The sequence below is a fragment of the Sinorhizobium sp. CCBAU 05631 genome (assembly GCF_002288505.1).
GTDB lineage: Bacteria > Pseudomonadota > Alphaproteobacteria > Rhizobiales > Rhizobiaceae > Sinorhizobium > Sinorhizobium fredii_C.
In genome coordinates, this window is record NZ_CP023063.1 from 2,246,145 (window position 1) to 2,271,777 (window position 25,633).

General features: G+C 62.6%; 27 protein-coding genes and 1 tRNA gene. 5 read left to right on the forward strand and 23 right to left on the reverse strand.

The genetic code is table 11. The features are described 5' to 3' along the window. Positions 1-283: 283 nt before the first annotated feature. The 3 genes from nuoH to SS05631_RS11050 are packed head-to-tail and all read left to right on the forward strand — an operon-like array spanning position 284 to position 2,355. Entirely contained in the window at positions 284-1,270 is a 987-nt protein-coding gene (gene nuoH, locus SS05631_RS11040; protein ID WP_037415175.1) for an NADH-quinone oxidoreductase subunit NuoH, read from the forward strand. Between the two features lie 32 nt (positions 1,271-1,302). After that, positions 1,303-1,869, forward strand: a complete 567-nt coding sequence (locus SS05631_RS11045) for an NADH-quinone oxidoreductase subunit I (protein ID WP_037415173.1) — start codon at positions 1,303-1,305, stop codon at positions 1,867-1,869. 45 nt (positions 1,870-1,914) lie between these two features. Beyond that, positions 1,915-2,355, forward strand: coding sequence for a CBS domain-containing protein (locus SS05631_RS11050; protein ID WP_037415170.1), 441 nt, complete (start codon positions 1,915-1,917; stop codon positions 2,353-2,355). A gap of 31 nt (positions 2,356-2,386) precedes the next feature. Here the strand turns inward: SS05631_RS11050 and nuoG are convergent, their stop codons facing one another. From nuoG to SS05631_RS11130, 16 genes are all read right to left on the reverse strand, one after another. After that, positions 2,387-4,957, reverse strand: a complete 2,571-nt coding sequence (nuoG, locus tag SS05631_RS11055) for an NADH-quinone oxidoreductase subunit NuoG (RefSeq protein ID WP_037415167.1) — start codon at positions 4,955-4,957, stop codon at positions 2,387-2,389. A gap of 19 nt (positions 4,958-4,976) precedes the next feature. Further along, positions 4,977-6,242, reverse strand: coding sequence for an NADH-quinone oxidoreductase subunit NuoF (nuoF, locus tag SS05631_RS11060; protein ID WP_037415164.1), 1,266 nt, complete (start codon positions 6,240-6,242; stop codon positions 4,977-4,979). Positions 6,243-6,246: 4 nt separating this feature from the next. Further along, positions 6,247-6,762 carry an NADH-quinone oxidoreductase subunit NuoE gene (gene nuoE / locus SS05631_RS11065; RefSeq protein WP_037415161.1) on the reverse strand — a complete coding sequence of 172 codons (516 nt, stop codon included), beginning with the start codon at positions 6,760-6,762 and terminating at the stop codon, positions 6,247-6,249. Positions 6,763-6,778: 16 nt separating this feature from the next. Beyond that, positions 6,779-7,993 (reverse strand): NADH dehydrogenase (quinone) subunit D, encoded by a 1,215-nt coding sequence (gene nuoD / locus SS05631_RS11070; protein ID WP_037415158.1) that lies wholly within the window; start codon positions 7,991-7,993, stop codon positions 6,779-6,781. Between the two features lies 1 nt (position 7,994). Next, on the reverse strand, positions 7,995-8,558 hold the full coding sequence (locus tag SS05631_RS11075) for an NADH-quinone oxidoreductase subunit C (protein ID WP_037415155.1): 564 nt from the start codon (positions 8,556-8,558) through the stop codon (positions 7,995-7,997). Further along, the gene (nuoB, locus tag SS05631_RS11080; protein WP_037415152.1) at positions 8,555-9,058 is read right to left on the reverse strand and encodes an NADH-quinone oxidoreductase subunit NuoB; all 504 of its coding nucleotides are present in this window, start codon (positions 9,056-9,058) and stop codon (positions 8,555-8,557) included. Before nuoB ends, SS05631_RS11075 begins: the two co-directional genes overlap by 4 nt. After that, positions 9,046-9,411 carry an NADH-quinone oxidoreductase subunit A gene (locus SS05631_RS11085; protein WP_037415296.1) on the reverse strand — a complete coding sequence of 122 codons (366 nt, stop codon included), beginning with the start codon at positions 9,409-9,411 and terminating at the stop codon, positions 9,046-9,048. The genes nuoB and SS05631_RS11085 overlap by 13 nt, the downstream gene beginning before the upstream one ends. Before the next feature lie 145 nt (positions 9,412-9,556). Next, the gene (locus tag SS05631_RS11090; protein WP_037415149.1) at positions 9,557-10,990 is read right to left on the reverse strand and encodes an NADH-quinone oxidoreductase subunit N; all 1,434 of its coding nucleotides are present in this window, start codon (positions 10,988-10,990) and stop codon (positions 9,557-9,559) included. Next, positions 10,987-12,462 carry an NADH-quinone oxidoreductase subunit M gene (locus SS05631_RS11095; protein ID WP_037415148.1) on the reverse strand — a complete coding sequence of 492 codons (1,476 nt, stop codon included), beginning with the start codon at positions 12,460-12,462 and terminating at the stop codon, positions 10,987-10,989. The genes SS05631_RS11090 and SS05631_RS11095 overlap by 4 nt, the downstream gene beginning before the upstream one ends. An 8-nt stretch (positions 12,463-12,470) precedes the next feature. Further along, the gene (locus SS05631_RS11100; RefSeq protein WP_037415147.1) at positions 12,471-14,231 is read right to left on the reverse strand and encodes a Na(+)/H(+) antiporter subunit D; all 1,761 of its coding nucleotides are present in this window, start codon (positions 14,229-14,231) and stop codon (positions 12,471-12,473) included. After that, complete coding sequence (locus SS05631_RS11105) at positions 14,224-14,478, reverse strand: hypothetical protein (RefSeq protein WP_037415146.1); 255 nt, start codon at positions 14,476-14,478, stop codon at positions 14,224-14,226. Before SS05631_RS11105 ends, SS05631_RS11100 begins: the two co-directional genes overlap by 8 nt. Next, on the reverse strand, positions 14,475-15,938 hold the full coding sequence (locus SS05631_RS11110; RefSeq protein WP_037415144.1) for a monovalent cation/H+ antiporter subunit D family protein: 1,464 nt from the start codon (positions 15,936-15,938) through the stop codon (positions 14,475-14,477). The genes SS05631_RS11105 and SS05631_RS11110 overlap by 4 nt, the downstream gene beginning before the upstream one ends. 4 nt (positions 15,939-15,942) lie before the next feature. Further along, a complete protein-coding gene (nuoK, locus tag SS05631_RS11115; protein ID WP_037415142.1) occupies positions 15,943-16,245 on the reverse strand; it encodes an NADH-quinone oxidoreductase subunit NuoK in 303 nt (100 codons plus the stop codon). Further along, positions 16,245-16,745: an NADH-quinone oxidoreductase subunit J gene (locus SS05631_RS11120; RefSeq protein WP_037415141.1), complete on the reverse strand. Its 501-nt coding sequence runs from the start codon at positions 16,743-16,745 to the stop codon at positions 16,245-16,247. Before SS05631_RS11120 ends, nuoK begins: the two co-directional genes overlap by 1 nt. 217 nt (positions 16,746-16,962) lie before the next feature. Next, positions 16,963-17,847, reverse strand: a complete 885-nt coding sequence (locus tag SS05631_RS11125) for a hypothetical protein (RefSeq protein ID WP_037415138.1) — start codon at positions 17,845-17,847, stop codon at positions 16,963-16,965. Between the two features lie 138 nt (positions 17,848-17,985). After that, complete coding sequence (locus SS05631_RS11130) at positions 17,986-19,989, reverse strand: aldo/keto reductase (protein ID WP_037415136.1); 2,004 nt, start codon at positions 19,987-19,989, stop codon at positions 17,986-17,988. A 286-nt stretch (positions 19,990-20,275) separates the two neighbouring features. On the opposite strand from SS05631_RS11130, the gene SS05631_RS11140 reads away from it, so the two are divergent. Further along, positions 20,276-21,160 carry a helix-turn-helix domain-containing protein gene (locus SS05631_RS11140; RefSeq protein WP_037415130.1) on the forward strand — a complete coding sequence of 295 codons (885 nt, stop codon included), beginning with the start codon at positions 20,276-20,278 and terminating at the stop codon, positions 21,158-21,160. 15 nt (positions 21,161-21,175) lie between these two features. Here SS05631_RS11140 and SS05631_RS11145 read toward each other — a convergent pair. Next, positions 21,176-21,251: transfer RNA gene (locus tag SS05631_RS11145), tRNA-Ile, on the reverse strand. Between the two features lie 149 nt (positions 21,252-21,400). Here SS05631_RS11145 and SS05631_RS11150 point away from each other — a divergent pair. After that, complete coding sequence (locus tag SS05631_RS11150) at positions 21,401-22,186, forward strand: SIMPL domain-containing protein (protein ID WP_037415126.1); 786 nt, start codon at positions 21,401-21,403, stop codon at positions 22,184-22,186. Positions 22,187-22,305: 119 nt separating this feature from the next. On the opposite strand, the gene SS05631_RS11155 is transcribed toward SS05631_RS11150, so the two are convergent. From SS05631_RS11155 to SS05631_RS11180, 6 genes are all read right to left on the reverse strand, one after another. Continuing rightward, a complete protein-coding gene (locus SS05631_RS11155) occupies positions 22,306-22,674 on the reverse strand; it encodes a hypothetical protein (RefSeq protein WP_037415123.1) in 369 nt (122 codons plus the stop codon). Between the two features lie 310 nt (positions 22,675-22,984). Further along, a complete protein-coding gene (locus SS05631_RS11160) occupies positions 22,985-23,389 on the reverse strand; it encodes a ketosteroid isomerase-related protein (protein ID WP_037415121.1) in 405 nt (134 codons plus the stop codon). Between the two features lie 15 nt (positions 23,390-23,404). Beyond that, a complete protein-coding gene (locus SS05631_RS11165) occupies positions 23,405-23,827 on the reverse strand; it encodes a secondary thiamine-phosphate synthase enzyme YjbQ (RefSeq protein WP_037415118.1) in 423 nt (140 codons plus the stop codon). Positions 23,828-23,964: 137 nt separating this feature from the next. Next, complete coding sequence (locus SS05631_RS11170) at positions 23,965-24,318, reverse strand: DUF1428 family protein (protein ID WP_037415115.1); 354 nt, start codon at positions 24,316-24,318, stop codon at positions 23,965-23,967. A gap of 116 nt (positions 24,319-24,434) precedes the next feature. Next, a complete protein-coding gene (locus SS05631_RS11175; RefSeq protein WP_037415112.1) occupies positions 24,435-25,004 on the reverse strand; it encodes a transglycosylase SLT domain-containing protein in 570 nt (189 codons plus the stop codon). A 175-nt stretch (positions 25,005-25,179) separates the two neighbouring features. Beyond that, positions 25,180-25,473 (reverse strand): GYD domain-containing protein, encoded by a 294-nt coding sequence (locus SS05631_RS11180; RefSeq protein ID WP_037387241.1) that lies wholly within the window; start codon positions 25,471-25,473, stop codon positions 25,180-25,182. Between the last annotated feature and the right edge of the window lie 160 nt (positions 25,474-25,633).

Sequence of the window (25,633 nt, forward strand, 5' to 3'; positions counted from 1 at the left end):
ATGGTTCATTTCCGCTTGGAGGAAGGCGGAACGAATCCGCATTTCCATGCATTTACCGGACAAGTACGGAGGTCCAAGTCGAAGTCGCCCATCCAGTCCCGGGCCTCCTCCGGGTGGGCAGCCGCCTCGGCCCCGGCGTCATGTCGTTGGGTCGACCTCCGCATTACTCCCATCGAAGAGCCAGTACACCCACCAGCTCAGAGACAGACGACGCGAGGCTAGTGTATAGTCAAGGGGAAAGTCCGGTCGCGTGTTTCAACTGTTGGATAAGTAGCTGCGGATCATGGAGCTTGTCGTTGCCCTTGGCTTGATCGTCTTCAAGGTCGCGCTGCTGATTGCGATCCTCTTGCTGTTGCCCCTGCCACTGACCTGGGTAGAGCGGAAGATTGCCGGGCACATCCAGCAGCGAATGGGGCCGATGCGCGTGGGCTGGCACGGACTGCTGCAGCCGGTGGCGGACGGCATCAAGCTCCTCACCAAGGAAGACCACATCCCCACCGAGGCCGACCGCTTCCTGTTCAAGCTGGCGCCGATCCTGGCGCTCGCCCCGCCCTTTGTCGTGTTCGTCGCGATCCCCTTCGGGGAGAGCGTTTCGGTGCTCGGCAACGAAATCACCCTCTACGTATCCAACATGAACGTGGCGCTGCTCTTCGTCTTCGCGGTGATCGGCCTTGAGGTCTATGGCGTCATCATCGGCGGCTGGGCGGCGAACAGCAAATACGCGGTCCTCGGCAGCCTCAGGACCTGCGCGCAGATGATCAGCTACGAAATCCCGATGGGCTTTGCGGTGATCGGCGTCGTCATGCTGGCGCAATCCATGAGCCTGCTCGAAATCGTGCGGGCCCAGGCCGATGTCTGGAACATCGTTTACCAGCCGATCGGCTTCTTCGTCTTCTTCGTCGCCGGGCTCGCTGAAGCTCAGCGTATCCCCTTCGACCTGGCGGAAGCGGAAGGCGATCTCGGGGCGGGCTTTCATACCGAATATAGCGGCATCCGTTTCGCCTTCTTCATGGTCAGCGAATACGTCATCATGCTTTTGGTGTCGGTCCTGACGGTGATCCTGTTCTTCGGCGGCTGGAACGGCGTGCTGATCCCGTTGCCGCCGCTCCTCTGGTTCGCGCTCAAGGTCGCATTCTTCGTCTATCTGTTCATGTGGTTCCGCTTTACTTTCCCCCGCTACCGCTACGACCAGCTGATGGCGATCGGATGGAAAGTCTTGCTTCCTTTGTCGATGGCGAACATAATTATTACTGGGATTGCTTTCTCTTAGAGGGGCCCTGGCGGCTCCATAGCGGGGCGGCGATGTCGCGCGCACAGGACATGATCGGAACATGGATCGGCTGGACGTTCTTTGCCGACCTGGCGAAGGGTCTGGGGCTGACCTTCGGCTACATGTTCTCCAAGACCGTGACCATGCAGTATCCGGATAAGGAGAAATGGCTGCCCTATTCGCGTTATCGCGGCCACCATTTCCTGAAGCGTGACGAAGAGGGCGAGATCAAGTGCGTGGCCTGCGAGCTCTGCGCGCGGATCTGTCCCTGCTACTGCATCGAGGTCGTTCCTTACGAAGATGAGAAGGGCAACCGGCGCCCGATCAAGTTCGAGATCGACACTGCCCGCTGCCTGTTCTGCGGCCTGTGCGAGGACGCCTGCCCGGCGGATGCAATCGCGCTCGGCCAACAGTATGAATTCTCGAGTTTTTCCTCGCGCGATTTGGTGATCGGACGCGACGACCTGCTCGCCAAGCCCGGCAAGGCGGCGACCGGCGGCGGCGTGGTCGCCGCGCGCCTGAACACGGAAAGAGACGTGCTGGTCGAGACGAACGAGCCGCAGGGCTACAACTGGTGGCGAAATATCCGGAGACGGTGAAAGCGCGCTCGTTGCCAAACCGACGTGCTTGGAAAGGAGGCTCAGATGTTTGTCGGCGAAATCGTGAAAAACAAAGGCGTCGGAGTGATCGCGGTCACCCCGGATCAACCGATGGTGGAAGTCCTGCGGCTGTTTCGCGATAACAATATCGGCTTCGTGGTCGTCAGTCAGTCGCCGGGGGAGTTCCTTGGAACGCTCTCGGAACGAGATTGCTGCAATGCCATGGCCGAGTACGGCGGCGAGGCGACCATGATGCCTGTCGCCGACATCATGAACCGCAGCGTGGCGATCTGTTCGACTGAGGATCTGCTCCCCTTTGTAATGGCGATCATGACGCAGCGGCGCACCCGCCACGTGCTGGTCATGGAGGGCGACGACGTCGTCGGCGTGGTCAGCATCGGCGACGTGGTCAAGCACAGGCTCGACGAAGCGCAGCGCACCGAGCAGGATCTGTACGACTATATTAGCGGAACCCACTATCACTAAAGAGATCACCGACTGCGGGTGAGAAACGGGGTCAGGGCGAGCCGGCAATGCCTTGGCCGAGATCCCCAGCGCTCATCGCGGGTTCGGCATGGGGACCGATCTCGAATGGCGCAGGCGCCCTTTGAACCTCCACCGGACAAGGATACTCACCCCGCTGCATCAGACTGTTGAGGCGCAGGGCCCGGTAGTTCTCGGGAACAAAGACGAGGCTACGCGGAAAGCGCCTGTTGACCTTCAGCTTCGCGGTCAATTCGCCCCGGGCGGATCGCACGACGACCTGATCGCCATCCGAAAGGCCGAGTCGCACGGCATCCTGCTCGCTCAACTCGACATAGGGGTCATCGGCGACCGTATTCAGGATCTCCGAGCGCTCGGAATGGTATCCATTGTGGAACAGGCAATCGCCAGTCATCAGCATCAGCCCGTCGTCGACCTTCGGTCTCGGCGGCGCCGCGAAGAACACGCCTGACGGTGGCGTCGGAATCGCACTTGTGAACGCGCCATCGGAACCAAGCCCGTCCTGCGTCAATCCGTGATAGGCTGGGACAAGCCGGGCAATCTCGTCGAAAATCTCGCCTTGCGACGATGGCTGTAGCGCATGATCACGGAGCTGCGCGACGAAGTCGAATATCTCCAGATTGCCCCGGGCCTCGAAGGCGGGTTCGCGGAACTTGCGCAGCTTCTGGATCCGGCCCTCGTTGTTGGTAAAAGTGCCCGCTTCCTCTCCATAACTTGCAGCGGGCAGCACCACATCGGCAACGCCGGCCGTATCCGTGAGAAACGCGTCCTGCACGATCAGAAGATCGGCGGCGCCAAGCGCCATCTGCGCGATCCTTCGATCGGGATAGGTCATCACGGGATCGCTTCCGACGATATAGAGCGCACCCATTCGCCCGATATCGCAGAGTTCCAGCATGGCGTCGAAACTCGCGCTCGGTGCAGACGGGATCTCGGCGCCCCAGGCCCGCCCGAGAGCTGCACGCGCAACATCGTCGTCGATGGCCGAAAGTCCCGGCAGACTTTCCGGCAGAACCCCCATGTCCCAGGCGCCCAGCTGATTGGCCCTGTCGAAGAGAAACTGCATCGCCACGTCCTTACCGAGCAGGCGGAGAGCCTGCAGCAGGTTGTTGACTTGCTGCAGCGTCGCGCGCGCTTCGGATGATCTGAGGAGGCCGACGCTGACAAGCACGCTGACGCTGCGGACTTCCTTGAGAGCGGCAACAAAACGGTCCGGCCCTTCACCGACCGTCGTGGCGCCGATGTCCGCAAAGGCCTCGCTCGGCAGGAGTCCTGCCACCACTGCCGCAAGGCTCGCCGCTTCTCCGCCCGGCGGCACGCGAAGCACCGCCCGGGCATCGGCGTCGAGACGGGAGGGCCGCGCCGAGAGCATGAGCAATCCGGTCTGCCGCCGCCTCGCCGCATCGCGCAGCAGGTATTCGGTAACCGGGTTTTCCTCCGTTACGTTGCCGCCGATCACCAGCACACAGTCCTTGCCGATCACTTCGTGCAGGGAGGCACGCGTGTAGAAGCTTGCCAGCAGCGGGCCGAGCGCATCGAAGGGGGCGGGCCAGCGCGCCGAGCAGTCGATGTTGTTGGTCCGGAATACCGTCCGCATCAGCTTCTGGAACTGGTAGAGCACCTCATTGGGCAGGCGCGCAGAGGCGAGCCCGCCCGCTGCCTTGTTCTCGACGGCCGACAGGCGTAGGCGCAGGTAGTCACCGGCCTCACTCCATGAAACCGGCACCAGGGCGCCATCACGACGGATCATCGGTCGCCTGATCCGGTCTCGGCTCTCGACGAAGTCAAGGCCGAAACGTCCCCGCACGCAGAGCGTTTCGCGGTTCACCCCGTGCTCTTCCTTCGAGCGGACCCGCATGAACTCGCCCTTTCGCGCGCCAACGGTGAGCTGGCAGCCCGTACCGCAATGCGGGCAGACCGTATCGGTCTCGGCCAGGTCCCACGGGCGCGCCTTGTAGCGGTAGGGGAAGCTCATCAGCGCGCCGACCGGACAGACTTCGACGCAATTGCCGCACTGGTCGCAACTCGCGAGGCTGCCCTCAAAGCCGGTGACGGCAGTATCCATGCCTTTTTCGACGGTGCCCAGGGCGACCGCGCCAACCACTTCCTCGCAGATCCGCACGCAGCGCTGGCACTGGATGCAGCGGTTGACGTTCATGATGATCACCGGGCTGAGGCGGATGTCGCGGGAGTGAAAGACGCGCTTGGGATCGCGGAACTCGCTTCGGCGGGGCCCGTAGTCCATCACCATGTCCTGCAGTTCGCACTCGCCGCCCTTGTCGCAGATCGGACAGTCGAGGGGATGGTTGGCGAGCAGCATGTCGAGCATTGAGGACCGCGTTTCCTCGATCAGCGGCGTGTTCGTCCGCACGACCATGCCATCAGTGACCGCCGTCGCGCAGGAGGGCTGCAGCCGCCGCAGTCCCTCGATCTCCACCAGACACATGCGGCATGACGCGAGCGGCGGCAGTCGCTTCAGATAGCAGAATGTCGGGATTTCGGTGCCCAGACGCTGGGCGGCCTGCAGTATTGTGGAACCGGGCTCCACATCCAGCATTTGCCCATCGATCGTGATCCTAACCATATTCCCTCCCGGCCCGCCTTCAGTGAAACGGGCACCGCCGCTCTTCGATATGGGCGACGAACTCATCGCGGAAATGCGCGAGTGCGGCCCGCAGGCCCATCGCCGCGCCGTCGCCCAAGGCACAAAACGTGTTGCCGAATATGCCCTTGCAGAGCTTGTCCAACTGCTCGAGATCCCCGGGGGCGCCCTCCCCGGCCTCGATCCGGCGCAGCACCTTGACGACCCAGTTCAATCCTTCGCGGCATGGCGTGCACTTGCCGCAGGACTCGTGATGGAAGAACTCGATGATGCGGGTGGCAACCTTGACCATGCAGGTCGAGTCGTCCACCACGATCACCCCGGCCGAGCCGAGCATCGAGCCTGCGACTGCCAGCGAGTCGAAGTCCATGCCGACATCCAGACCATCCCGCGGGATGACCGGGGCCGAGACGCCGCCCGGGATCACCGCCTTGATCCGGCGTCCCGGCAGCGGTCCGCCGGCATGGTCCTCGACCAGTTCGCGCAGCGGTATGCCCATCGGCAGCTCGTAGAGCCCGGGTTTCTTCACATGACCGCTGATACAGTAGAGCTTCGGACCGGGGCTCTTGTCCGGGCCGATACTCCGGAACCAGTGAGGCCCCCGCATCACGATATGCGGCACACAGGCGAGCGTTTCGACGTTGTTGATCACCGTAGGGCTGGCGTAGAGCCCGGCAACTGCCGGAAAGGGCGGCTTCAATCGCGGTTGCGCCCGCCTGCCCTCGAGCGATTCGAGCATCGCGGTCTCCTCGCCGCAGATATAGGCGCCGGCGCCGCAGTGAATGTGGATCGTGAAGTTGAAATCCGATCCGAGGACTCCCTCTCCGAGATAGCCCTTTTCCCGCGCCTCGGCGATCGCCTGTTCCAGGCGACGAATGGCCTTCACATATTCGCCGCGGACGTAGACATAGGCGGTTTCCGCCCCGATCGCATAGGCGCTGACCGCCAGCCCCTCGACGAGTTGATGCGGGTCGCGTTCCATGATGATCCGGTCCTTGAACGTTCCCGGCTCGCCCTCGTCGGCATTGCAGCAGAGATATTTCGGCTTGTCGGCAAGCTTCGGCACGAACCCCCACTTCATCCCCGTCGGGAATCCGGCGCCGCCGCGACCGCGCAGATTGGACTGTTTGACGAGCTCGATGACCTCGTCGGGCGTGTGCTCACGCAGCACCTTGGCTAGAGCCTGGTAGCCGCCGCCGGCCTCGTAGGTAGCGAGCAGATGGCCATCCGGCGCATTGATATTCTTGAGGAGAACCGGTTCGAACATGACTCTATTCTCCCGGCGGTGCCGCGGCGGCGGTATCGGCGCCGCCTATCACTTGCCCCGCCTCGGCCCGCAGCCTGGCGAGAAGCGCATCGATCCGGCCGATATCGAGGTCGCCGTAATAGTCGTCGCCGACCTGCATTACCGGAGCCATCTCGCAGGCACCGAGGCACTCGACGGTCGAAAGCGTGAACACGCGGTCCGGAGAGGTCTCGCCCGTCTTGATCGCCAGCACCGCTTCCAGATGCTTCAAAAGCGCCTCGGATCCGCAGAGCATGCAGGAGACATTGTCGCAGAGCTGCAGGTGGAAGGCTCCGATGGGCTCCGTATGGAAGAGCGTGTAAAAGGTCGCCAACTCGTAGACCCAGATCCGCTCGACGCCGAGTATGTCGGCGATTTCCTCCAGTATCGGACCGGGCAGATGGCCATGTTCCTGCTGCGCGATGAGCAGTGCGGGCATGATTGCCGAGCGCTGGTCGGGATACCGCGCCGCCGCTTCCTCGATCTTTTCGCGCATGCTCATCGGGTTCAAACTCCTGCTACTTGTCCACCTCCGCCATCACGGGATCGAGGCTGCCGAGCACTGCGATCATGTCCGCCAGGTAACGGGCATTACTGACCCCGAAGAGCGCCTGGAGGTTGACGAAGGACGGTGCCCGCACCTTCATGCGGAACGGCTTTTCCGACCCGTCGCTGACGATGTAGAAGCCGAGCTCGCCCTTCGGCGCCTCGATCGCCGAATAGACCTCCCCGTTCGGCACCTTGAAGCCGTAGGCCGACAGGTCGAAATGCTGGATCAGCGCCTCCATCGAACAGTGCACGCGATCCTTGTCCATGGGAAAGGCGATCGTCGGCATGTCGACCTGGAACGGCCCGTCCGGCATCTGGTCGAGACATTGCTCGATGATCCGCACGCTCTCCCGCATTTCCTCGACCCGGCACTGCCAGCGCGCATAGCAGTCGCCCTCGTCGCGGGTAATGACGTTGAAATCGAGCCGGTCGTAGATCTCGTAAGGTTCGTCGCGGCGAATGTCCCAGTCGACGCCGGACGCGCGCAGGTTGGGACCGCTCAAGCCGAGGTCGATGCCGTCCTCGGGCGAAATTATACCGACGCCTTGGGTCCGCTTCAGGAACACCCGATTGTCCTCGATCAGCCGTTCGTAGTCGCGGATCCGGTGCGGGAAGATGTCGCAGAACTCCCGGACCTTGGGGAGGAAGCCGTCCGGCAGGTCCTCGCGCACGCCGCCCACCCGGCAAAAGGAAGTGTGCATGCGCGCGCCGGTGACCATTTCCAGGAGGTCCATGATCATTTCGCGCTCGCGCATGGCGTAAAGCAGCGCGGTCATGGCACCGAGATCCATCGGCAGCGCGCCGGTGATCAGCAGATGGCCGGAGATCCGCGCCAGCTCGGCCATCAGCACGCGGATATATTGCGCGCGGATCGGCGCTTCGATGCCCAGCAGCTTCTCGACTGCCAGCGCGAAGGCGAGGTTGTTCGAGGGCGGACAGACATAGTCGAGCCGGTCGGTGAGCGGAAAGATCTGCGTGTAGGTGAAGCTCTCGGCGAGTTTCTCGGTGCCGCGGTGCAGATAGCCGATATGCGGATCGACGCGGGCGACATATTCGCCGTCGAGCTCGAGCACGAGCCGCAGCACCCCGTGAGTGCTCGGATGCTGCGGGCCGAGATTGAGAAGCACCTCCTTGGTGTCGAGCGCTTCGCCCTCAGGCCTCATGAGCTCAGTGACTTCGGTCATCTCACGTTCCCGGTGTCGTACGGCCCCCCGATGGAATGTCCCTGGTGGCAAGGTCCGGCTGGTTTGGCGCCGGCCCTTCGGCGCCGAACGGGTTCAGTTCGTCCCTGTAGCCTCGAAGTGGAAAGTCCTTGCGCTGTGGGAAGCCCTCGAAGCCTTCCCACATATAGATGCGGCGCAAGTCGGGATGTCCCTCGAACGTGATCCCGTACATGTCCCAGGCCTCGCGCTCATGCCAGTTGGCCGTGCGCCAGACGCCCGTCACCGAGGGCACCCGCGGCGGATCGCCGAGGCGGCATTTGATCCGGACGCGCCATTTGTTCGGCAGCGAATAGAGGTGATAGACGGCCTCGTAGCGCGGCCGCTCGGGATAGTGGTCGACACCGCAGACGTCTGACAGGAAATCGAAGCGCAGTTCCGGGTGCTCCTTCAGCAACCGGCAAAGCTCGACGATCCTGTCTGGCGGAGCAGCAAAAGCGTGAACCCCAAGCGAGAAGCCAAGGTCCTCGATGGCCTCTCCGAAACGTTCCGCGATAAGGGTGCTGATAACGGACGTCGTTACGCTCATGATGCGGCGATCCGGTCCAATGGCGTCCCGGCGAGCGCCCTGGTCTTCTTGATCTTCTCCTGAAGCAGCAGGAAACCGTGCATCAGCGCCTCAGGCCGTGGCGGACAGCCCGGCACGTGAACGTCCACCGGCACGAAAGTTTCCGCCCCCTGCACCACCGCATAGGTGTTGTAGACCCCGCCGGAAATGGCGCAGGTGCCCATGGCGATTACCCAGCGGGGCTCCGGCATCTGGTCATAGAGCCGGCGCACCACGGGCGCAAACTTCCGCGTCACGGTACCAGCGATGATCATCACGTCGGACTGCCGGGGCGACGGCCGGAACACCACCCCGAACCGGTCGAGATCATAGCGGGCGCAGCCTGCCGAGATCATCTCGATGGCGCAGCAGGCGATACCGAAAGTCTCGGGCCACAGCGCCGACCGGCGGCTCCAGCTGATGACGCTGTCGGCCGTGGTGAAGAGCACGCTGTCGCGGAATGCGTTGTTCAAGCCTCCCATTCGAGCGCCCCCTTCAACCAGGCGTAGGCGAAGCCCACGAGAAGCAGAACGATGAAGACGAACATCTCGACAAAGCCAATCAGGCCGATCTCCTTCAGCACGACGGCCCAGGGAAACAGGAACATCGTCTCGACGTCAAAGACGACCAGCAGGATCGCGAGAATATAGAACTGCACCCGGAAGCGGCCCCCGGCGGCCTCGCCGGCCGGGTCCATGCCGCACTCATAGGGCATGTTCTTTTCGGGATAGGGATTGGAGGGACGCAGCAGCGATGAGACAAACAAAGTCGCCCCGACCACCAGAACAACTCCGGCGATCATCACAAGAACCGGCAGGAATTCGATCGCAGTCATCTCGCATGCCCCGTTCATCGAGGGCTTTCGTCAGGGCCGACCCCATGCCGGGTCAAAAAAGCGCTCGCCCTGGAAGCGAATTTGAGCAATTCTTTCTTGAACTTGCAGTCTATTCCGTCGAACGGACCATTGCAAATCCAATCCATCAGCCGCCAAAAGCCGAGTGTTGGGCAAGCCTCAGGAACCACTCCGGAAAAAGGCCGATGCCGATGGTGCCGGCGGCGGTGCAGGCGAGCGTGGCGCGGACAAAGGGCGTCAGTGCCGGTTCGAAGGCCCGCTCCGGCTCGCGCATGTAGATCACCATGACGATGCGGATGTAAAAATAGGCGGCGACGGCACTCAACAGCACCGCGACCACCGCCAGGAAGACGAAACCGCGCTCGACGAGCGCGGTGAGCACGTAGAACTTGGCGAAAAACCCGGCAGTCGGCGGGATGCCGGCAAGCGAAAACAGATAGATGAGCATGAGAAGCGCCAGCCCCGGGTGCGACTTGGCGAAGCCGGCATAGTCTTCGATGACCTCGCCGGAAAAATCACCGCTCCGCATCATGATAACGGCGCCAAAAATGCCGAGATTCATGAAGGCGTAGATCAGCAGATAGAGCATCACGCTGGCGACCCCGTCCACCCCGCCGGCCACCACGCCGAACGTGGCGAACCCCGCATGGGCGATACTCGAATAGGCGAGCAGCCGCTTGAAATTGTCCTGCACCAGCGCCACAAAGCTGCCGAGCGCCGCCGTCACCACCGCAATGACCGCGACTATGATCCAGACGTCCGAGGCTGCGACCAGCGGATTGAGGAACACCCGAAGGATCACCGCGAACCCCGCCGCCTTCGGCCCCACCGACATGAAGGCGGTGACCGTCGTCGGCGCGCCTTCATAGACGTCCGGCACCCACATATGGAACGGCACCGCGCCGACCTTGAAGACCAGCCCCGCGACGATGAAAACCACCGCCAGCAGCAAGCCCGGATCGAGCGGATCGCCGCTCACCGCAGCGGCCATGGCATCCAGCTGCGTCGTCCCAGTGAGCCCATAGACAAGCGAAACGCCATAAAGGAAAATGCCGGTCGAAACGGCGCCGAGGATCACATATTTCAGCGCCGCCTCGTTCGACCGCCGCTCATGCCGGAGGAAGCCGGTCAGCACATAGGTGCAGAGCACCATCAGTTCGAGGCCCACATAAATCGACAGGAGATCGGTCGCCGAGGCCATGATCATCATGCCCGACAGCGCGAAGAGCAGCATGACATAGTATTCGCTGCTGCCGATCCCTTCGATATCGGCATATTTCCGCGAAAGCAGGAACGTCAGGACCGTGGCCAGATAGAAGACGAACTTGAAGAAGATCGCGAAGCGATCGGCAACGAACATGCCCGAATAGGCCGGCCGCACCTCGCCCGCCAGCAGAAACGTCGCGAGAGCGGCGATCAGTACGACCGCGACGGAGGCCCAGAAGAGCAGCTGTTCCCGCCGTACCAACTGCCCCAGGATCAACAGGATGCAAGCGCCGGTGATCACGATGATTTCCGGCAGGCTTGCCAGCATCCATTGGAAAAGCACGGCGGCGGTCATTGTCCGCTCTCCTGGCCGTGCACCTCGGTCAGCAGATGCTTCACCGAGGCGTCGATGACGTTGAGGAAGGGTTTCGGATAAAGCCCGACCCAGAGCACGAAAACCGCGAGCGGCACTATCGCCGCCATCTCGCGGCCGTTCACGTCGCGGATCTGATACCGGGCACCGACGCTCGCCGGACCGAGTGCGACCTTGCGATACATTCCAAGCAGATAGGCGGCGCTCAGCAATGCCCCCAGAACCGCCGCTGTGCCGACGGCCATGTTGGCGGCAAAGCCGCCCGACAGCACCAGCAGCTCGCCGACGAACGAATTGGTGCCCGGCAGCGCCATCGACGAGAGGGTGAACAGCGCAAGAAATCCGGTATAGACTGGCGCCACCTTCATCAGCCCGCCATAGTTGGCGATGCTGCGCGTATGGGTCCGTTCGTAGATCACGCCGACGAACAGGAACAGCGCGCCCGTCGTCACGCCATGATTGAACATCTGCAGGATGCCGCCTTCGAGCCCGCGGAGATTGAGCGCGAAGATCCCCATCGTCACGAAGCCCATGTGGCTGATGCTGGAATAGGCGACCAGCTTCTTCAGATCGTCCTGCGCCAGCGCAAGCAGACCGCCATAGACGATGGCGAGCGCCGAAAGCGCCAGCATCAGCGTCGAATAATAGACCGATGCCTCCGGCAGCATCGGCAGCGAGAAGCGCAGGAAGCCATAGGCGCCCATCTTCAGGAGTACGCCGGCGAGAATGATGCTCCCCGCCGTCGGCGCCTGGACATGCGCGTCCGGCAGCCAGGTGTGGACCGGAACCATCGGTACTTTTACCGCGAAGGCGATCAGGAAGGCGAAGAACAGCCAGGCCTGGACATCGAACGGCAGATCCTGCGCGCTCAAAGCAAGGATATCGAAGGTCCGGCCGCCGTGGAAATAAAGCACGATGACGCCGATCAGGAACAGCAGGCTGCCGGCCAGCGTGTAGAGGAAGAACTTGAACGCCGCATAGACCCGGCCGTCGCCCCCCCAGACGCCGATGATCAGATACATCGGGATCAGCATCGCCTCCCAGCAGACGTAGAACAGGAACAGGTCGAGCGCCGAGAACACTCCCAGCATCAGCGTCTGCATCGAAAGCAGGGCGACCATGAACTCCTTGACCTTGCGGTCGATCGCCACCCACGAGGCGAGGACGCAGATCCAGCCGAGTAGCGCCGTCAGGAACACGAAGAGAGCGCTGATGCCGTCGACGCCGAGCGCATAGGTGATCCCGATTGCCGGCACCCAGGGGTGCCTCTCGGTGAACTGCATCTCGTGGGTCGTGGTGTCGAAAGCGGCCAGCATCGCCACCGCGAGCGCGAGGTCGGCCACCGTGAAACCGAGCGCCGTCCAGCGCACCGCGTCGTCGTTGCGCAGACACATCAGAACCGCTGCCCCGGCAGCGGGCAGGAAGACGATAAGGCTGAGCAGCGGGAACGTCATCGCACCCCCTATCGCCACACGACGGCGAAGACCGCGATGGCCGCGATCAGACCGGCAATCATCGCCAGCGCATAATGCGTCACGACGCCGGTCTGCAGCCGCCGCAACACCCCGCCGCCGTCAAGGATCGCATGCGCCACGCCATTGACGATGGCATCCACGCCGTTGAGGTCGACCCGCAGCCCGGTCCGTGCCGTCCCGTGCAGCAAGGGCAGCGCCGTCGTCTCGGAGACGTCGCTCACCGCCTTCTCGTAACGGGCCAGCGGCCGCTCGGCGAACCACATGAAGGCCCGCGCCCCTTTGCGATAGAACCAGTCGGTGTCGATGCTGATGGTGCTCTCCGGGTCGAGCGCCTTCAAGAACAGCACGAAGCCCAGGGCGGTGAACATCAGCACGCCGAGGCTCTCGGTGATGTGAGCGCCGGTATAGGGTTCGAAGGCAACCGGAAAAGGAAGAAGCGCGTAGAGTGGCCCTGGGAAAACCCCGATCGCAACGCAGAGCGTCGCCGCCATGGCCATCGCCACCAGCATGTTGCCGGGCGGCTCCCGCGCCTGAAGGCCGCGGTCGGTGCCGAAGAACATGTAGTAGGGCAGCTTGAGCCCGGTATGCAGGAACGTCCCCGACGAGGCCATCGTCAGCGCCAGCATCACCAGCGCACGGTGATCCTCTCCGGCGGCGGCCACCACCATCGACTTGGTGACGAAGCCCGAGAAGAACGGAAAGGCCGAGATCGCGAAGGCGCCGATCATGTAGAGCGCCACCGTCAACGGCATGGTCCGGTAGAGACCGCCGAGTTCGGTGAGCTTGCGCCGTCCGGTGACGTAGATCACCGCCCCTGCCCCCATGAACAGCAGCGCCTTATAGAGGATATGCGCGAAGGCATGGCTGGTCGCACCGTTCACGGCCACCTCGGTGCCGATGCCAACGCCGGCCACCATGTAGCCCACCTGGCTGACGATATGATAGGCGAGCAGGCGCCGGCAGTCGTTTTCCAGCACGGCGTAGACGACCCCGTAGAGCGCCATCGCCGTGCCGAGCCAGACCAGGAGTTCGGTCCCCGGAAAGGCCCGCGCCAGCACATAGACGGCAGTCTTGGTGGTAAAGGCGCTCATGAAAACCGCCCCGGTAACCGTCGCCTCCGGATAGGCATCGGTCAGCCAGGCATTGAGCGGCGGCACGGCGGCATTAAGCAGGAAGCCGGCAAGGATCAGATAGGCGCCGGCACCGATATTGCCCTCGATCGGGCCGAAAAGCAGCGATCCGCTGGCAAGCGCGTGAAGGACGACGCCGCCGAGCAGCACGACGCCGCCGGTGACATGGACCATCAGGTAGCGGAACGCGGCGCGGATCGCCTTCTCGCCTCCCTGAGCGAAAACCAGGTAAGCGGAGGCAAAGGCCATGCCCTCCCAGAAGAGATAGAGCGTCAGGTAGTCGCCGGCGAACACCACGCCGAGCGCGCTGCCGACATAGACGAAGGCCGCCACGTGCTGGCCGGCCTCGGTCAGGTGCAGCGCATAGACCATGCCGATCAGCGCCATGATGGTGAAGACCGTGGCAAAGATGATGCTCAGCTTGTCGACCTTGGCGATCAGGATCTCCTGGCCGAGAAACTGCGCCGCGCCATAGCTTCCCGGCTGGAGAGCGAGCACGGCGAAGATCGCCAGCACCGGGATCAGCAACAGATAGGCCTTGCGGATCGATCGCGGAAGGAAAGGGATCGGCACGGCACCGAGAATGAACAGCAGAGCGGGATGGACGAACTCAATCATAATAGTCCTCGCGCCGCATGAGCCCGCCCTGATGGCCGAGGAACTTGGAAACGAAAATCAGCAGCACGCAGGAGACGAAGCCGTAGACGGCCGACCAGCCAGGCAGCCGCTCCCACAGATATTCGACATGGTCGCGCGGGACGACGAAGTCGGCGACGACGATCAGCGCGAGCACCAGATAGAACAGCCGGTGCCGGTACCGCGCATAGGCTTCATCGCCAAAGAAATCGACGATGCTCTTGATCATCGAACCACTCCTTCCGCCAGGGCGAGGAAATAGCCGGGGAAGATGCCCATCAGCACCGACAGGACCGCCGTCGCAACCAGAGGGACAGTCACCAGCGGAATTTCACGGACCTTCGATAGCCCCTCGGGCCCCTCTCCGCCAAAAAAGGCGACATAGCTGACCGGTAGGAAATAGGCGGCGTTCAGCACCGAGCTTGCCAGAAGCACGATCAGGAACGCGATCTCCCCCGCCTGGACGGAACCGAGCGTCAGGTACCATTTGCTGACGAAGCCCGCGGTCGGCGGCACGCCGATCATGCTGAGCGAGGCGACGAAGAACGCTCCCATCGTCCAGGGCAGCCTCCGGCCGATACCGGCCATGTCGCTGATGTTGCGTTTTCCCGAAGCGCAATAGATCGACCCGGCGCAGAAAAAGAGGGTGATCTTGGAGAAGGCGTGCGCAGCGATGTGGATGATCCCGCCGACCATCGCGACCGGCGAGAGCAGAACCGCGCCCAGCACCACGTAGGAGAGCTGGCTGACCGTCGAATAGGCGAGCCGCGCCTTTAGATCGTCGCGCGTGAGCGCATAGATCGACGCCATCAGGATCGTGAAGGAGACCAGGTAGGCGGTCGCGATGCCGAGACCCAAGCCGCCCATCAGCCCCGTGCCGAAGACGTGGAACACTATCCTGAGCACGCAGAACACGCCCATCTTGACGACGGCCACCGCATGCAGGAGCGCGCTGACCGGGGTCGGCGCCACCATTGCGGCAGGCAGCCAGGCATGCATCGGCATTACGGCCGCCTTGGCGAAGCCGAACAGATAGCAGAAATAGACGACCGTTAGCAGCGCCGCCGAGGCATCGGCCTTCGCCAACAGTCCCCCGGGCGCGAAGTCGAGCGACCCGGAGATGTGATAGGTGAGCGCCAGCGCCGCCAGCAGCACGCTCTTCGAGGCGCCCATCAGATAGACGAGATACTTGCGGCTGCCCGCCCAGCCCGCTTCGTCTTCGTGGTGGTAGACGAGCGGATAGGTGACGAGGCTCAGCACCTCGTAGAAGATCACCAGCGTGAACAGATTGGCGGCGAAGGCGCCGCCGACGGCGGCCGCGAGGCTGGTGGCGAAGCAGGCGAAGAAGCGGGTCTGCGCGTGCTCGTGCAAATGCCGCATATAGCCGATGGAATAGATCGCCGCCACGATCCATAAGAGTGACGAGACGGTGGCAAACACCATGCCGAGCGCATCGACCCGGAACGCGAAGTCGATCCCGGGCAGGATCTCGAACAGCCGCAACTCGACCGTGCCGCCCGAAAGCACCGTCGGCGCCATTGAAGCGACGATCGCGAACATGACGACCGCGGCGAGCGGCGAGACGAGATCGCGGACATTTTCACGCTTGTGGAGAAAGAGAACTGCCAGAGCCGCCAGGCCCGCGACGGCGACGGCAAGCAGGGGCCGGATGGAGATCACCGGATCCAAGCGGCTATCCTTTCATCACGGTGACGTCGTCGACCTTGAGGGTCGACTTGTTCCGCACGAGGGCAACCAGGATACCGAGGGCGACGGCAACCTCCGCGGCGGTGATCGCGATGACGAAGATCGCGAAGATCTGGCCGCGGAAATCGGCATAGTAACGCCCGAAAGCGATGAAGTTGATATTGACCGAGTTGAGCAGCAGCTCCAGCGACATCAGCACGACGAGGATATTGCGCCTCAGGAGCACACCCGCCGCCCCGATCACGAAGAGGATCACGCCGAGCGAAATGTGCCACCAGAGCGGAACCATCACCCCGACTCCTTCCGTGCCAGCACGATCGCGCCCACGAGCGCCGCCAGCAGGATGACGGAGGCGGCTTCAAACGGCAGGAGATAATCGGCAAACAGGGTCGTGCTGAGTGCTCGGATCTGGTCGCCCTCCGCCATGGCGGCGGGTTCCGTGGCCGAAAAGCGGTCGCTCGACAGCACCAGCACGAGCATCTCGGCCCCGAGCAGCCCGAGCAGCGCCAGGGCCGGCAGGTTTCCACCCGGCACGAACCGCTGCAACACCGCCTCGCGCACATCGATCATCATGATCACGAAGAGGAACAGCACCATGATCGCGCCGACATAGACGAAGATCTGGACGACCGCGAGCAAGGGTGCCTCGAGCAGCACGAAGACGGCCGAAATCTGCAGGAAACAGGCCATCAGGGCCAGGGCGCTGTGAACCGGATTGCGGGCCAGCACCACAATCAGGGCGGTGATCACAGCTACAGTGGCGAACAGAAGAAAGAAGCCTTGATCCATCGACGCCGACCCCTCACACGCGAACTGTCACTCGGCGCGAGATGGCCAGATTTGAGGTAGCGCCGCACTTCAGATGCGTTTACAAATTGTGCCCTAGTCTCGGATTTTTCACAAGAATATTGTCGGCGGAGAAGTAAAGCCCGCGCGCCGCAGTGACGTGCCGTCCCGGAACGTCACTGCGTTCTTGAACTCGATCCTGGAGGGCGAGGTCAGCGGATCAAGGCAGCAGGGTGGTAGTGGTCCAGGCCGGACCGCTACGCTCTTCCTGCTTGAGCGTCGAAGAGCCGAAGTTGTAGCGCAATCCCGTTGTCAGCGTGTGGCTATTTTCCGGTTCGAAATCGATGCCGCCGCTTTCGAGGCTCGCGCGGTCGTAGCGGTATCCGGCGAACACCGTGAAGGGCATGGCCTCCGGACGGTAATTGCCGATGATCGAGGCCGTCGTCAGATCGAGCTTCGCATCGGCGACGTCGAAGTCGAAGTTGTGCAGCCCGAGTTCGCCGTCGATCCGCATGTTGTCGGTAAGATAGAGTCGAGCGCCGATCTTTCCGAAATAGTGGTCGGCATCGAGGCCGACGATGTCGGACTTGCCGTAGCCCAGTTGAGTATAGGCCGTGCCCACGGCGTCGAAATAGGCAGCTTCGATGCCACCGGAATTGTCGGTGACATCGTCGCTTCCTCCCGCCAGCCCCGACGCAAAACCAGTTCCGAGCCGCGAGCTTTGAAAGAATGCGCCCAATGCATAATCCTGGGTTGGGCGATAATAGACGTGCGCTGCGCCATAGGCGTTGTCATAATCGGCGTCATCGATATCCGTCTGGCCATACCCGCCGTCAGCCTGGAGGTTGAGGCCGGAGCCGGCGTCGAAATTGACTGCGCCGCGCAGAGCCCAGCCCTTGCTGTCCAGATCGGAGTCCGACGTCTTTCCGGCATGAAGCTCGCCCTCGACATAGCCAACCACGGGACTTGCTACAGCAGGCGAGGCTTCTTCATAGGACGCGCCACTGTCGGCAAAATCGCCAACCAGCGGCCCATCCATGTCGGCAGCTTCAGCACTCATTGCTGAAATCAAGATCGCAGTCGTTGCGAACAGGGTTTGTTTCATGACGATATTCCTAGAAAGAGAATATCGTCACCCTATCCACTATTGGTTAACCATAACTTTAGTCTGCAGGCTGTATTGAACCACACAACCCCGGATAAGCATCCTCTAGATCACCGCCGGGTCCCGAAACCCCGGCGATCAGCCTTCCAGCCAACGCAACTCTTCCGGAGCAAGCGTGATCTGCAGGGCCGAGAGACTGTCATCCAGTTCCGCCACGGTCCGCGGGCCGATCAGCGGGATGACGGGGAACGGCTGGGCAATGACATAGGCAAGCGCGATGTGGATCGGGCTGCAGCCGTGCTTCCTCGCGAGTTCGATTGCCCGGTCGCGGCGTTGGAAATTGCGCTCGGAATACCAGACCCGGACGATTTCCTCGTCCTCCCGCTTGTCGCGCCCGGCCCTGTCGGTGAAAAACCCCCGCCCCTGGCTCGACCAGGCAAAATTCGGAATCTGCCGCTTCGCCAGCCAGTCTTTCCAGCCGTCGTCGGACGCCGCGACACAGCCGGGCCAGATGGGATCGAGCATCTCCGCCAACGAGAAATTGTTGGAAAGAGCGGCCGGGCCCACCTTGCCATTTTTCTCGGCATAGGCGATCGCTTCGTCCATGCGCGCGCGCGTCCAGTTTGATCCACCGAAGATACCCCGGATGCGCCCGCGCCGGACCTCGGTGTCCATGGCATCGACGAATTCGCCGACCGGGATGTCCGGATTGTCGCGGTGCATGAAGTAGACATCGACATAGTCGGTCTTCAGCCGCTCCAGCGACTGATCCAATTGCTGGGCGATCACGTCCGGGTAGCAGAGCGGCGAATGGGCCCCCTTGCCGATCAGGATGATGTCCTCACGATCGACCTTTCGGCTCGTGTGCCAGTCGCCGAAAATGCTCTCGGTCTTGCCGGCACGGTAGACGAATGCAGTGTCAAAGACGTTTCCTCCGGCCTCGTAGAAAGCGTCGAGCGTCAGCGAGGCGGAGGCGAAACTCGGAAAAAACTCGAAACCCAGCGCAACATTTGAGGCCGGCTTGGCGACGCCCGGAATCTGCCGTTTGGGCACATTGCTCCCGGCGACGACGGCCGCACCTGCGAGATTGGTGGTCCGTTTGGCGGCCGTCTCGATCGCATATTCGAGGCCGACGGATGCGCGCCAGCGATCGAGAACGCGTAGATTGGCGCGGGTATCTTCGGCGCTCATACCGGGGAAAGAGAACTCGGCGCGGCCGGCACGGATCGCCTCGCCCACCGCATCGACCTCGAACGAATAGAGATGGCGCTTCTCCTCGACCTCGATCGTCCGCTGTCGGTCGCCCCTGATGATCTCGATGCGCCCTATCCCGCCCTCGGTGCCGGAGGCGAACCAGAAGTCCTTCACCTCGATGCGGCCTTTCGAACCGATGATGCGCAACACGTTGTCCTGCTGTGCCATGATCGAGCAGGACACTTCCGCGACAATGTCGTTCGGGAACTTGAGGACCGCCGAGGCCCACTCGTCGACCCCGGATGGCCCCAGACGCGCCGCACCGGATACCGTCTGCGGTTCGAGGAAGGTCTTTTCCTCTGCGGCACCGGCGAGCATGCAAACCATAGAGACCGGGTAACCGCCGACATCGAGAATGCCGCCGCCGGCGAGATCATTGGCAAAGAGGCGGTGCTCCGGGCGATAGCCGCCCATGTCGAAGCCGAAACTCGAGCGGATGATCCGCACGTCGCCGATCGCGCCCTCCCGCACGAGTTCGACCAGCCGGGCCGTCTGCGGATGGAACCGGTACATATAGGCTTCGCCGGCGAAAACGCCGGCCTTTTTCGCCTCGTGGAAGATCGACTGCGCCTCGAAGGCGGAAAGCGCCATCGGCTTTTCGACCAGCACATGCTTGCCGGCGCGCACCGCCTTGATCGCCCATTCTGCATGGCCGGGATGCGGCGTGGCGATATAGACCGCGTCGATCTCCGGATCCTTAAGCAGCATTTCGTAACCCTCGACAATGCGCGCCCCGGGAAAGCCGTCAGCGAGGCCAGGCCTGTCCGGATCGCGGCTGCCGATAGCCACAAGGTGGCCCGTCCTGGACCGGGCAATCCCCGCGGCGAATGTCCGCGCGATGGTGCCGGGGCCGATGATACCCCAACGGATCAGCTGTTCTGGGCGCATGGAACTTCCTTTTGGTCAGCTTTTTGGACGGTGATGGGTTGATCAGCGCCGTCGCTTGCCTTCGGCATCAAACGGGACGCGGGTGTCTGGCGGAGGATCAGGCCCTTGCCGCAGGCGATTGTGCAGGACAGCCATACGGATGGAAGATCGATGGAACCGAGGTAAATGCCAGAGCCCTGAAATGCTTGACACACCTTGAAAACCTCCCTTTTCAAGTGCAGTCCTCAGCAAACAAGGGCACATTAACGCCCCGCGGATATCTGTCTCGTACGAAGGGAATGCGGATTTGGCGGATAGTAAGATTGTCGAGCGAGCGGTCTACCAGCCCGGTGCCTGCGGCATCGAGGGCATGCCGACCCGGCTGCATTTCTTCCACGCCCACCCCCCGATCATGCTGCGCGCCCACTGGCATGCGCAGGTCGAGGTAAACTACGTGATGCGGGGCTCGGTGCATTATCGCATGGCTGGCCATGACCTGAGGCTCGGCCCCGGACAGATGTGCCTCTTCTGGGGCGGGCAGCCGCACCGGATGGACGAATCCTCCGACGATTCCATCTATGCCGGCGCGCATCTGCCGCTCGTGCACTTCTTCCGCATGCGGCTGCCGCCGGAAATCTCGGCCATGCTCATGGGCGGGGCCACGATGCTGACCTCAGAGACCGACGGCGCCGACGACCGGAACTTTCCGCGCTGGCGCAACTGGGCAAATTCCGGTGACGAGGTGAAGGCCCAGCACGCCGTCGAAGAACTGCTGCTGCGCGTCGAGCGAATGTTCATGGACCCCTACACGATCGTTGCACCCGGCAAGGAACGCCAGACCGAAACCGCCTCGGCCCCGCCCTCGCCCGGCGTCGTGCGCATGTGCGATTTCATCGCCGCCAATTTTCTCGAGGAGATCGACGCGGTCGCGATCGCCGCGGCAGCCGGATTGCACCCGAAATACGCCATGAACCTGTTTCGCAAGTCGACGGGCATGACGCTGATCAAATATCTGACGCTGCTGCGCCTTTCGCGGGCGCAAGCCATGCTGATGAACGGCGCCGACAGCATCCTGGAGGTGGCGATGGACAGCGGCTTCGGCTCGGTAAGCGCCTTCAACAAGGCCTTCCGCCAAATCGCCGGCATGCCGCCCTCGGATTTCCGCCGCGAGGTTCGCGCTGTGGCGAGGTGATGGGCTAGAGCTAAGTGGTGGGCCCGGAGGGACTTGAACCCCCAACCAAGCGGTTATGAGCCGCCGGCTCTAACCATTGAGCTACAGGCCCTGCCGGGTAGTCCGGCCGCCGCGAACCAATGGCAGTTCGAAGCTGCAAATGGCTCTAGCGGAAAACCTTTTTGCCGACAAGCCATTGCCGCAATGCCTACACAATCGATAAGCATGGATTTGGCGAATAACAACCGGAGAGTAACATCCATGATTTCCACACGCATTGCCCGCTCGGTCCATGTCGCGGCGATCGCCGCCGCCTTTGCCGGTGCGTTTGCGGCGGCAGCGGCGGCGCAGGACAGCGGTGCCGGCAAGGCAGAGGGCAAGGGGCGCCCTGATGCCCCGAAAGGGCGCCAGGCGCTGATCAAGGTTTCGGGCGAAGGACAGGCGACGACGGCGCCCGACATGGCGATCGTACAGCTGAGCGTCGTCAAGGACGCCAAGACCGCTCGCGAGGCGCTCGACGCCAACAACAAGGCGATGGCCGAGGTGCTGGCAGCACTCAAGCAGTCCGGCATTGCCGAACGCGACCTGCAGACAAGCGGCTTCTCGATCATGCCGCAATACAACTATCCCCAGAACAGCGACGGCAGCGCCCGCCCGCCGGAGCTCGTCGGCTACCAGGTCGTCAACGGCGTCAGCGTGCGCGTGCGCGATCTGGCGAAGCTCGGCGAAGTCCTCGACAAATCCGTGACGCTCGGCGTCAATCAGGGCGGCGGCATCGAATTTTCCAACGACAAGCCGGAGACGGTGATTACCGAGGCCCGCAAGGCCGCTGTCGCCGATGCGATCAACAAGGCAAGAGTGCTGGCGGAAGCGGCCGGAGTCTCGCTCGGCCGGCTGATCGAGCTTTCCGAACAACCGGCCCGCGACGAGCCGCCGGTGCCGATGCGCAGCATGGCCAAGGAATTCGCCGCCGATCAGGTGCCGATCGCAACCGGCGAGCAGGCCTATAGCGTCACGGTCAACGTCACCTTCGCGGTCAATCCGTAACGGTGACAATCAAGCCTGAAAACCCAGGCTGGTCTCTCATTGAACGTAAAAAAGAAGAGCCCGGCGCCAGGCGCCGGGCTGTTTTCCGTCAGCCGGGGAGACAAGACGGAAAACCGTCCTTACCAGCGACCGATGATCGGGCAGCCGCGGACATTGGCGAAGATGATCGCCTGGCGATCGCCATGACGGCGGCCCTGGACGACGACCTGGCGGCGCGAAACGTCGGCTACATGGGCGCGGCGCAGACCACGGTCACGTGCCTTGTCGACGGCGAGCCACGGTTCACAACGGCCACGGCGTTCCCAGCGGTCGCGGCGCCAGTCGCGACGGTCGTCCCAGCGGTCATAGTCGCGTTCGCGGTATTGTACGCCGCCTCCCTGGCCGAATTCGAAGACCAGCGCATCGGCCGAAGCCGTGGTGGTGGTGCCGACAAGGGCGGTCAGTCCGACAACGGCGGCGACGGCTGCATTGACAAGAAACTTCCTCATGACATTTCTCCGTTAGCGAAAGGGTTGCGGTCACTCTCTCATCGATGATCCAAATCTAGACCGGACAAGCTGAACGGCACCGGAACCCTTCGTTCATGCGGCGTTCAGGATGAGTCCCACCCCACCGCGCGCATCTCAGGCGATTCGGCCGGATTTGCGGCAGGTGGTCAGCGGGGGACGTGAACGGACGACCGCTCGCGCTTTCCTCTTCCCGTTCGAGGGGAAACGAAGAATGAACGGAATCGTTCCTTCCAGCTGTGCAGGGGGAGTGCTAACGCATTGAAACGCGACGCGTTTCATTCTGCTCCATTCAGCCGCCGAGTTCCCGTTCGAACAAGCGCAGGTTGCGATAGTGGCTGAGTCGGGTGATGACACCCTCCTCGACCTCGAAGATGAAGACGCTCGGGACGGCATAGCTCTGACCGGACGCCTCTGGGAAGCCGACCATTGTCTCGCGGTACGTGCCGCGCGCGGTCGTATCCGCCGCCACCCGCTGCCCGAAGGCATCGCGCATCAGCACGACGTCGCCGAAGCTCTCGTCGAAATGGCGCAGGTAGCTCATCACCCAGGTTCTGAGCGGCCCGATCCCGAGCGTGCGCTGTCCGGTCAGCGAATCGAAGGCGACATCGTCGTCGAGGAGGCCGGCAAGCGCTTCGAAATCCCGGTCGTTCACGGCCTCGATGAAACGTCCGGCAATAGTCTGGGCGTCCGTCATCGTTTCCTCCTGAGGTCAGCTGGTGAGATGCAGGATAATTTCGCGGCGATGCGGCCGGTCGCGGTGCTCGAAGAGATAGATCCCCTGCCAGGTGCCGAGCGCCATGCGCCCGTCGATGACTGGTACGCCGACCGAGACCTGGGTCAACGCCGCCTTGATATGGGCGGGCATGTCGTCAGGCCCTTCCTGGGTATGGATGATCCAGCCCATCGAAGGCGCCGACGACGGGGGCACCAGACGATGGAAGAATTCGCGCAGATCGCGTCGAACGTCCGGATCGGCGTTTTCCTGAATGATGAGCGAGGCGGAGGTGTGGCGCACGAAAACGGTAAGAAGCCCCTCCGAGACCCCGCACTCCCGCACGAAATCCGCCGCCTCGCGAGTGAACTCGTAGAGCCCCTGCCCCTTGGTAGTGATGGTGATGACGGTCTGCGGCATGGCTGTCGTCCTGCATGGCCGGGCGCCGCACCTTCGCCGGCACCCGTCTCCAAAGGACTGTACTGCGAAGCCCGTCCGAATTGAAAGAACTGCTCAGCATCAGCTTGCGCAGAGCAGGCCCGACACCCAGCGGCTGGTCAAAGTTCCAGGAAGGCCTGGAAGCCGCCATAGATCATCCGCTTGCCGTCAAAAATGGATTTCCATTCATCGCCCTGAAGCCGCGGATCGGTCATCACCTTGGCGACGATCACGTCGCGGTCCTCGCGCGACCGGTATGCGACCCAGGAGAAAACGACGGTCTCGTCTTCCTTGGCCTGCACGGCCCGCGGAAAGGAGGTGAGCTCGCCATAGGGCACGTCGTCGCCCAGGCATTCGACGTAATTCAGGGCACCGTGCTCCTTCCAGACCTCGCCGGCCTTGCGGGCCAGATCCTTGTAGGCCTCGACGTTTTGCTTCGGCAGCGCAATCAGAAAACCATCCACATAGGCCATGTCCGTCTCCTCCGTTGAAAGTCGACAAAGGACGGCCGGAGCGGAAAGGTTCCGACAGCGGAAGGCAATTTTTTCACGGCGGGGTGACTGATCCTCGAAAGAGACTTGAACGGCCCTCAGCCGCCGCAGCCCTGCAGCTGCCGCGCATAAAGCGCGGCAACGTTGCTGGCGCGCTTGGCGCCCGTCTTCGCCGTTTCGCTCCAGTTGCCGCGCTGATAGCCGCCCTGGCCGTGGTAATAGGCGATGTAGAGCCGATAGGGATCGTTGAGCGCGATGCCGTTCTGCTGGTGGCTTTGATTGTGGTACCAGGCGATGAAGCGGATGGCGTCGGCGAAATCGGTCCGGCGTGCCATCCAGCGCCCGGTTTCGGCCTGGTAGCGCGCCCAGGTGCCATCGAGAGCTTGTGAATAACCGTAAGCCGTGGAGACGCGCGTCCAGGGAATGAAGCCGAAGAGCTTGGTGCGCGGCGGCCGTGCATTGTGGCGATAGCCGGACTCCGTGTAAATCGTCGCCATCAGCACCGGTACGGGCACGCCATATTCGCGCTCGGCCGCATAGGCGGCCCGGCGCCAATTGTTGAAAAGGCCATCTCGCTGCTCGAAAACCGCGCAGGCGTTCCGGGTATCTCTCGGCACCGTTCCGCAGCCGGCCAGCAACAGGAGGACGGCGACAAAAACGCAACGCATCGCGGAACCTCTCATATGCGAGAGATTGATAAAGGGTAAATGTTAAGGAACGGTTTTGAAGCGAAGTTGAAGGACTTCTGCGTCGCCGCGCGTTTCAGGCGGCAATACCATCCGCGGCGCAGCGCAAATCTTCTGAAAAGGTGCGCCGCGGCAATAACAGTCGCTTACAATCTTGCTAGCCGAGCGTGCCGATCAGTTCGCGATAGGCAGCCTCCGGGAACGCCTTCAACGTGCGGGTGCGCACATTGCCGTAGGTGCCGAGTGTCAGCGAGAACCGCGCGGCCACCGCATCGTCCGGTGCCTCGCAGATTGCCACCATGTCGTATTCGCCCATGGTGAGATAGAAGTCCTTGAACGATCCGCCCATTTCTTCAAGGACCTTCCTGGCTGCATCGAGCCGCTTGGGGGACTCACGCACGCTTCTGATACCCTGATCGGTCCAATTGAGGAGCACGACGTAAGTGGTCATCTCACACCTCCCGCAGAGCATCCCGCCTTCGACGGAAAGCGCCTAAAGATGCTCCGAATTTAGAAGGGGCAGAGCGCTTTTTCCGGGTTCAAGTGCCGGCGCTCCAATGCACGGGCGGACGCCTGCGGTGCAACTACTTCTCTCGCACTGCAACCAGTGC

Excerpts from the sequence above, each read along its gene's own strand:
- SS05631_RS11160 (WP_037415121.1), bottom strand. The coding sequence starts at position 23,389 with ATGACGGACGCCCAGACTATTGCCGGACGTTTCATCGAGGCCGTGAAC.
- SS05631_RS11095 (WP_037415148.1), bottom strand. The coding sequence starts at position 12,462 with ATGACGTTCCCGCTGCTCAGCCTTATCGTCTTCCTGCCCGCTGCCGGG.
- SS05631_RS11155 (WP_037415123.1), bottom strand. The coding sequence starts at position 22,674 with ATGAGGAAGTTTCTTGTCAATGCAGCCGTCGCCGCCGTTGTCGGACTG.
- SS05631_RS11170 (WP_037415115.1), bottom strand. The coding sequence starts at position 24,318 with ATGGCCTATGTGGATGGTTTTCTGATTGCGCTGCCGAAGCAAAACGTC.
- SS05631_RS11130 (WP_037415136.1), bottom strand. The coding sequence starts at position 19,989 with ATGCGCCCAGAACAGCTGATCCGTTGGGGTATCATCGGCCCCGGCACC.
- SS05631_RS11075 (WP_037415155.1), bottom strand. The coding sequence starts at position 8,558 with ATGAGCGTAACGACGTCCGTTATCAGCACCCTTATCGCGGAACGTTTC.
- nuoH (WP_037415175.1), top strand. The coding sequence starts at position 284 with ATGGAGCTTGTCGTTGCCCTTGGCTTGATCGTCTTCAAGGTCGCGCTG.
- SS05631_RS11125 (WP_037415138.1), bottom strand. The coding sequence starts at position 17,847 with ATGAAACAAACCCTGTTCGCAACGACTGCGATCTTGATTTCAGCAATG.
- SS05631_RS11050 (WP_037415170.1), top strand. The coding sequence starts at position 1,915 with ATGTTTGTCGGCGAAATCGTGAAAAACAAAGGCGTCGGAGTGATCGCG.
- SS05631_RS11175 (WP_037415112.1), bottom strand. The coding sequence starts at position 25,004 with ATGCGTTGCGTTTTTGTCGCCGTCCTCCTGTTGCTGGCCGGCTGCGGA.
- SS05631_RS11085 (WP_037415296.1), bottom strand. The coding sequence starts at position 9,411 with ATGACTGCGATCGAATTCCTGCCGGTTCTTGTGATGATCGCCGGAGTT.
- SS05631_RS11150 (WP_037415126.1), top strand. The coding sequence starts at position 21,401 with ATGATTTCCACACGCATTGCCCGCTCGGTCCATGTCGCGGCGATCGCC.
- nuoD (WP_037415158.1), bottom strand. The coding sequence starts at position 7,993 with ATGACCGAAGTCACTGAGCTCATGAGGCCTGAGGGCGAAGCGCTCGAC.
- SS05631_RS11090 (WP_037415149.1), bottom strand. The coding sequence starts at position 10,990 with ATGACCGCCGCCGTGCTTTTCCAATGGATGCTGGCAAGCCTGCCGGAA.
- nuoG (WP_037415167.1), bottom strand. The coding sequence starts at position 4,957 with ATGGTTAGGATCACGATCGATGGGCAAATGCTGGATGTGGAGCCCGGT.
- SS05631_RS11120 (WP_037415141.1), bottom strand. The coding sequence starts at position 16,745 with ATGGATCAAGGCTTCTTTCTTCTGTTCGCCACTGTAGCTGTGATCACC.
- SS05631_RS11100 (WP_037415147.1), bottom strand. The coding sequence starts at position 14,231 with ATGATTGAGTTCGTCCATCCCGCTCTGCTGTTCATTCTCGGTGCCGTG.
- SS05631_RS11165 (WP_037415118.1), bottom strand. The coding sequence starts at position 23,827 with ATGCCGCAGACCGTCATCACCATCACTACCAAGGGGCAGGGGCTCTAC.
- nuoK (WP_037415142.1), bottom strand. The coding sequence starts at position 16,245 with ATGGTTCCGCTCTGGTGGCACATTTCGCTCGGCGTGATCCTCTTCGTG.
- nuoF (WP_037415164.1), bottom strand. The coding sequence starts at position 6,242 with ATGTTCGAACCGGTTCTCCTCAAGAATATCAATGCGCCGGATGGCCAT.
- nuoE (WP_037415161.1), bottom strand. The coding sequence starts at position 6,762 with ATGAGCATGCGCGAAAAGATCGAGGAAGCGGCGGCGCGGTATCCCGAC.
- nuoB (WP_037415152.1), bottom strand. The coding sequence starts at position 9,058 with ATGGGAGGCTTGAACAACGCATTCCGCGACAGCGTGCTCTTCACCACG.
- SS05631_RS11180 (WP_037387241.1), bottom strand. The coding sequence starts at position 25,473 with ATGACCACTTACGTCGTGCTCCTCAATTGGACCGATCAGGGTATCAGA.
- SS05631_RS11045 (WP_037415173.1), top strand. The coding sequence starts at position 1,303 with ATGTCGCGCGCACAGGACATGATCGGAACATGGATCGGCTGGACGTTC.
- SS05631_RS11105 (WP_037415146.1), bottom strand. The coding sequence starts at position 14,478 with ATGATCAAGAGCATCGTCGATTTCTTTGGCGATGAAGCCTATGCGCGG.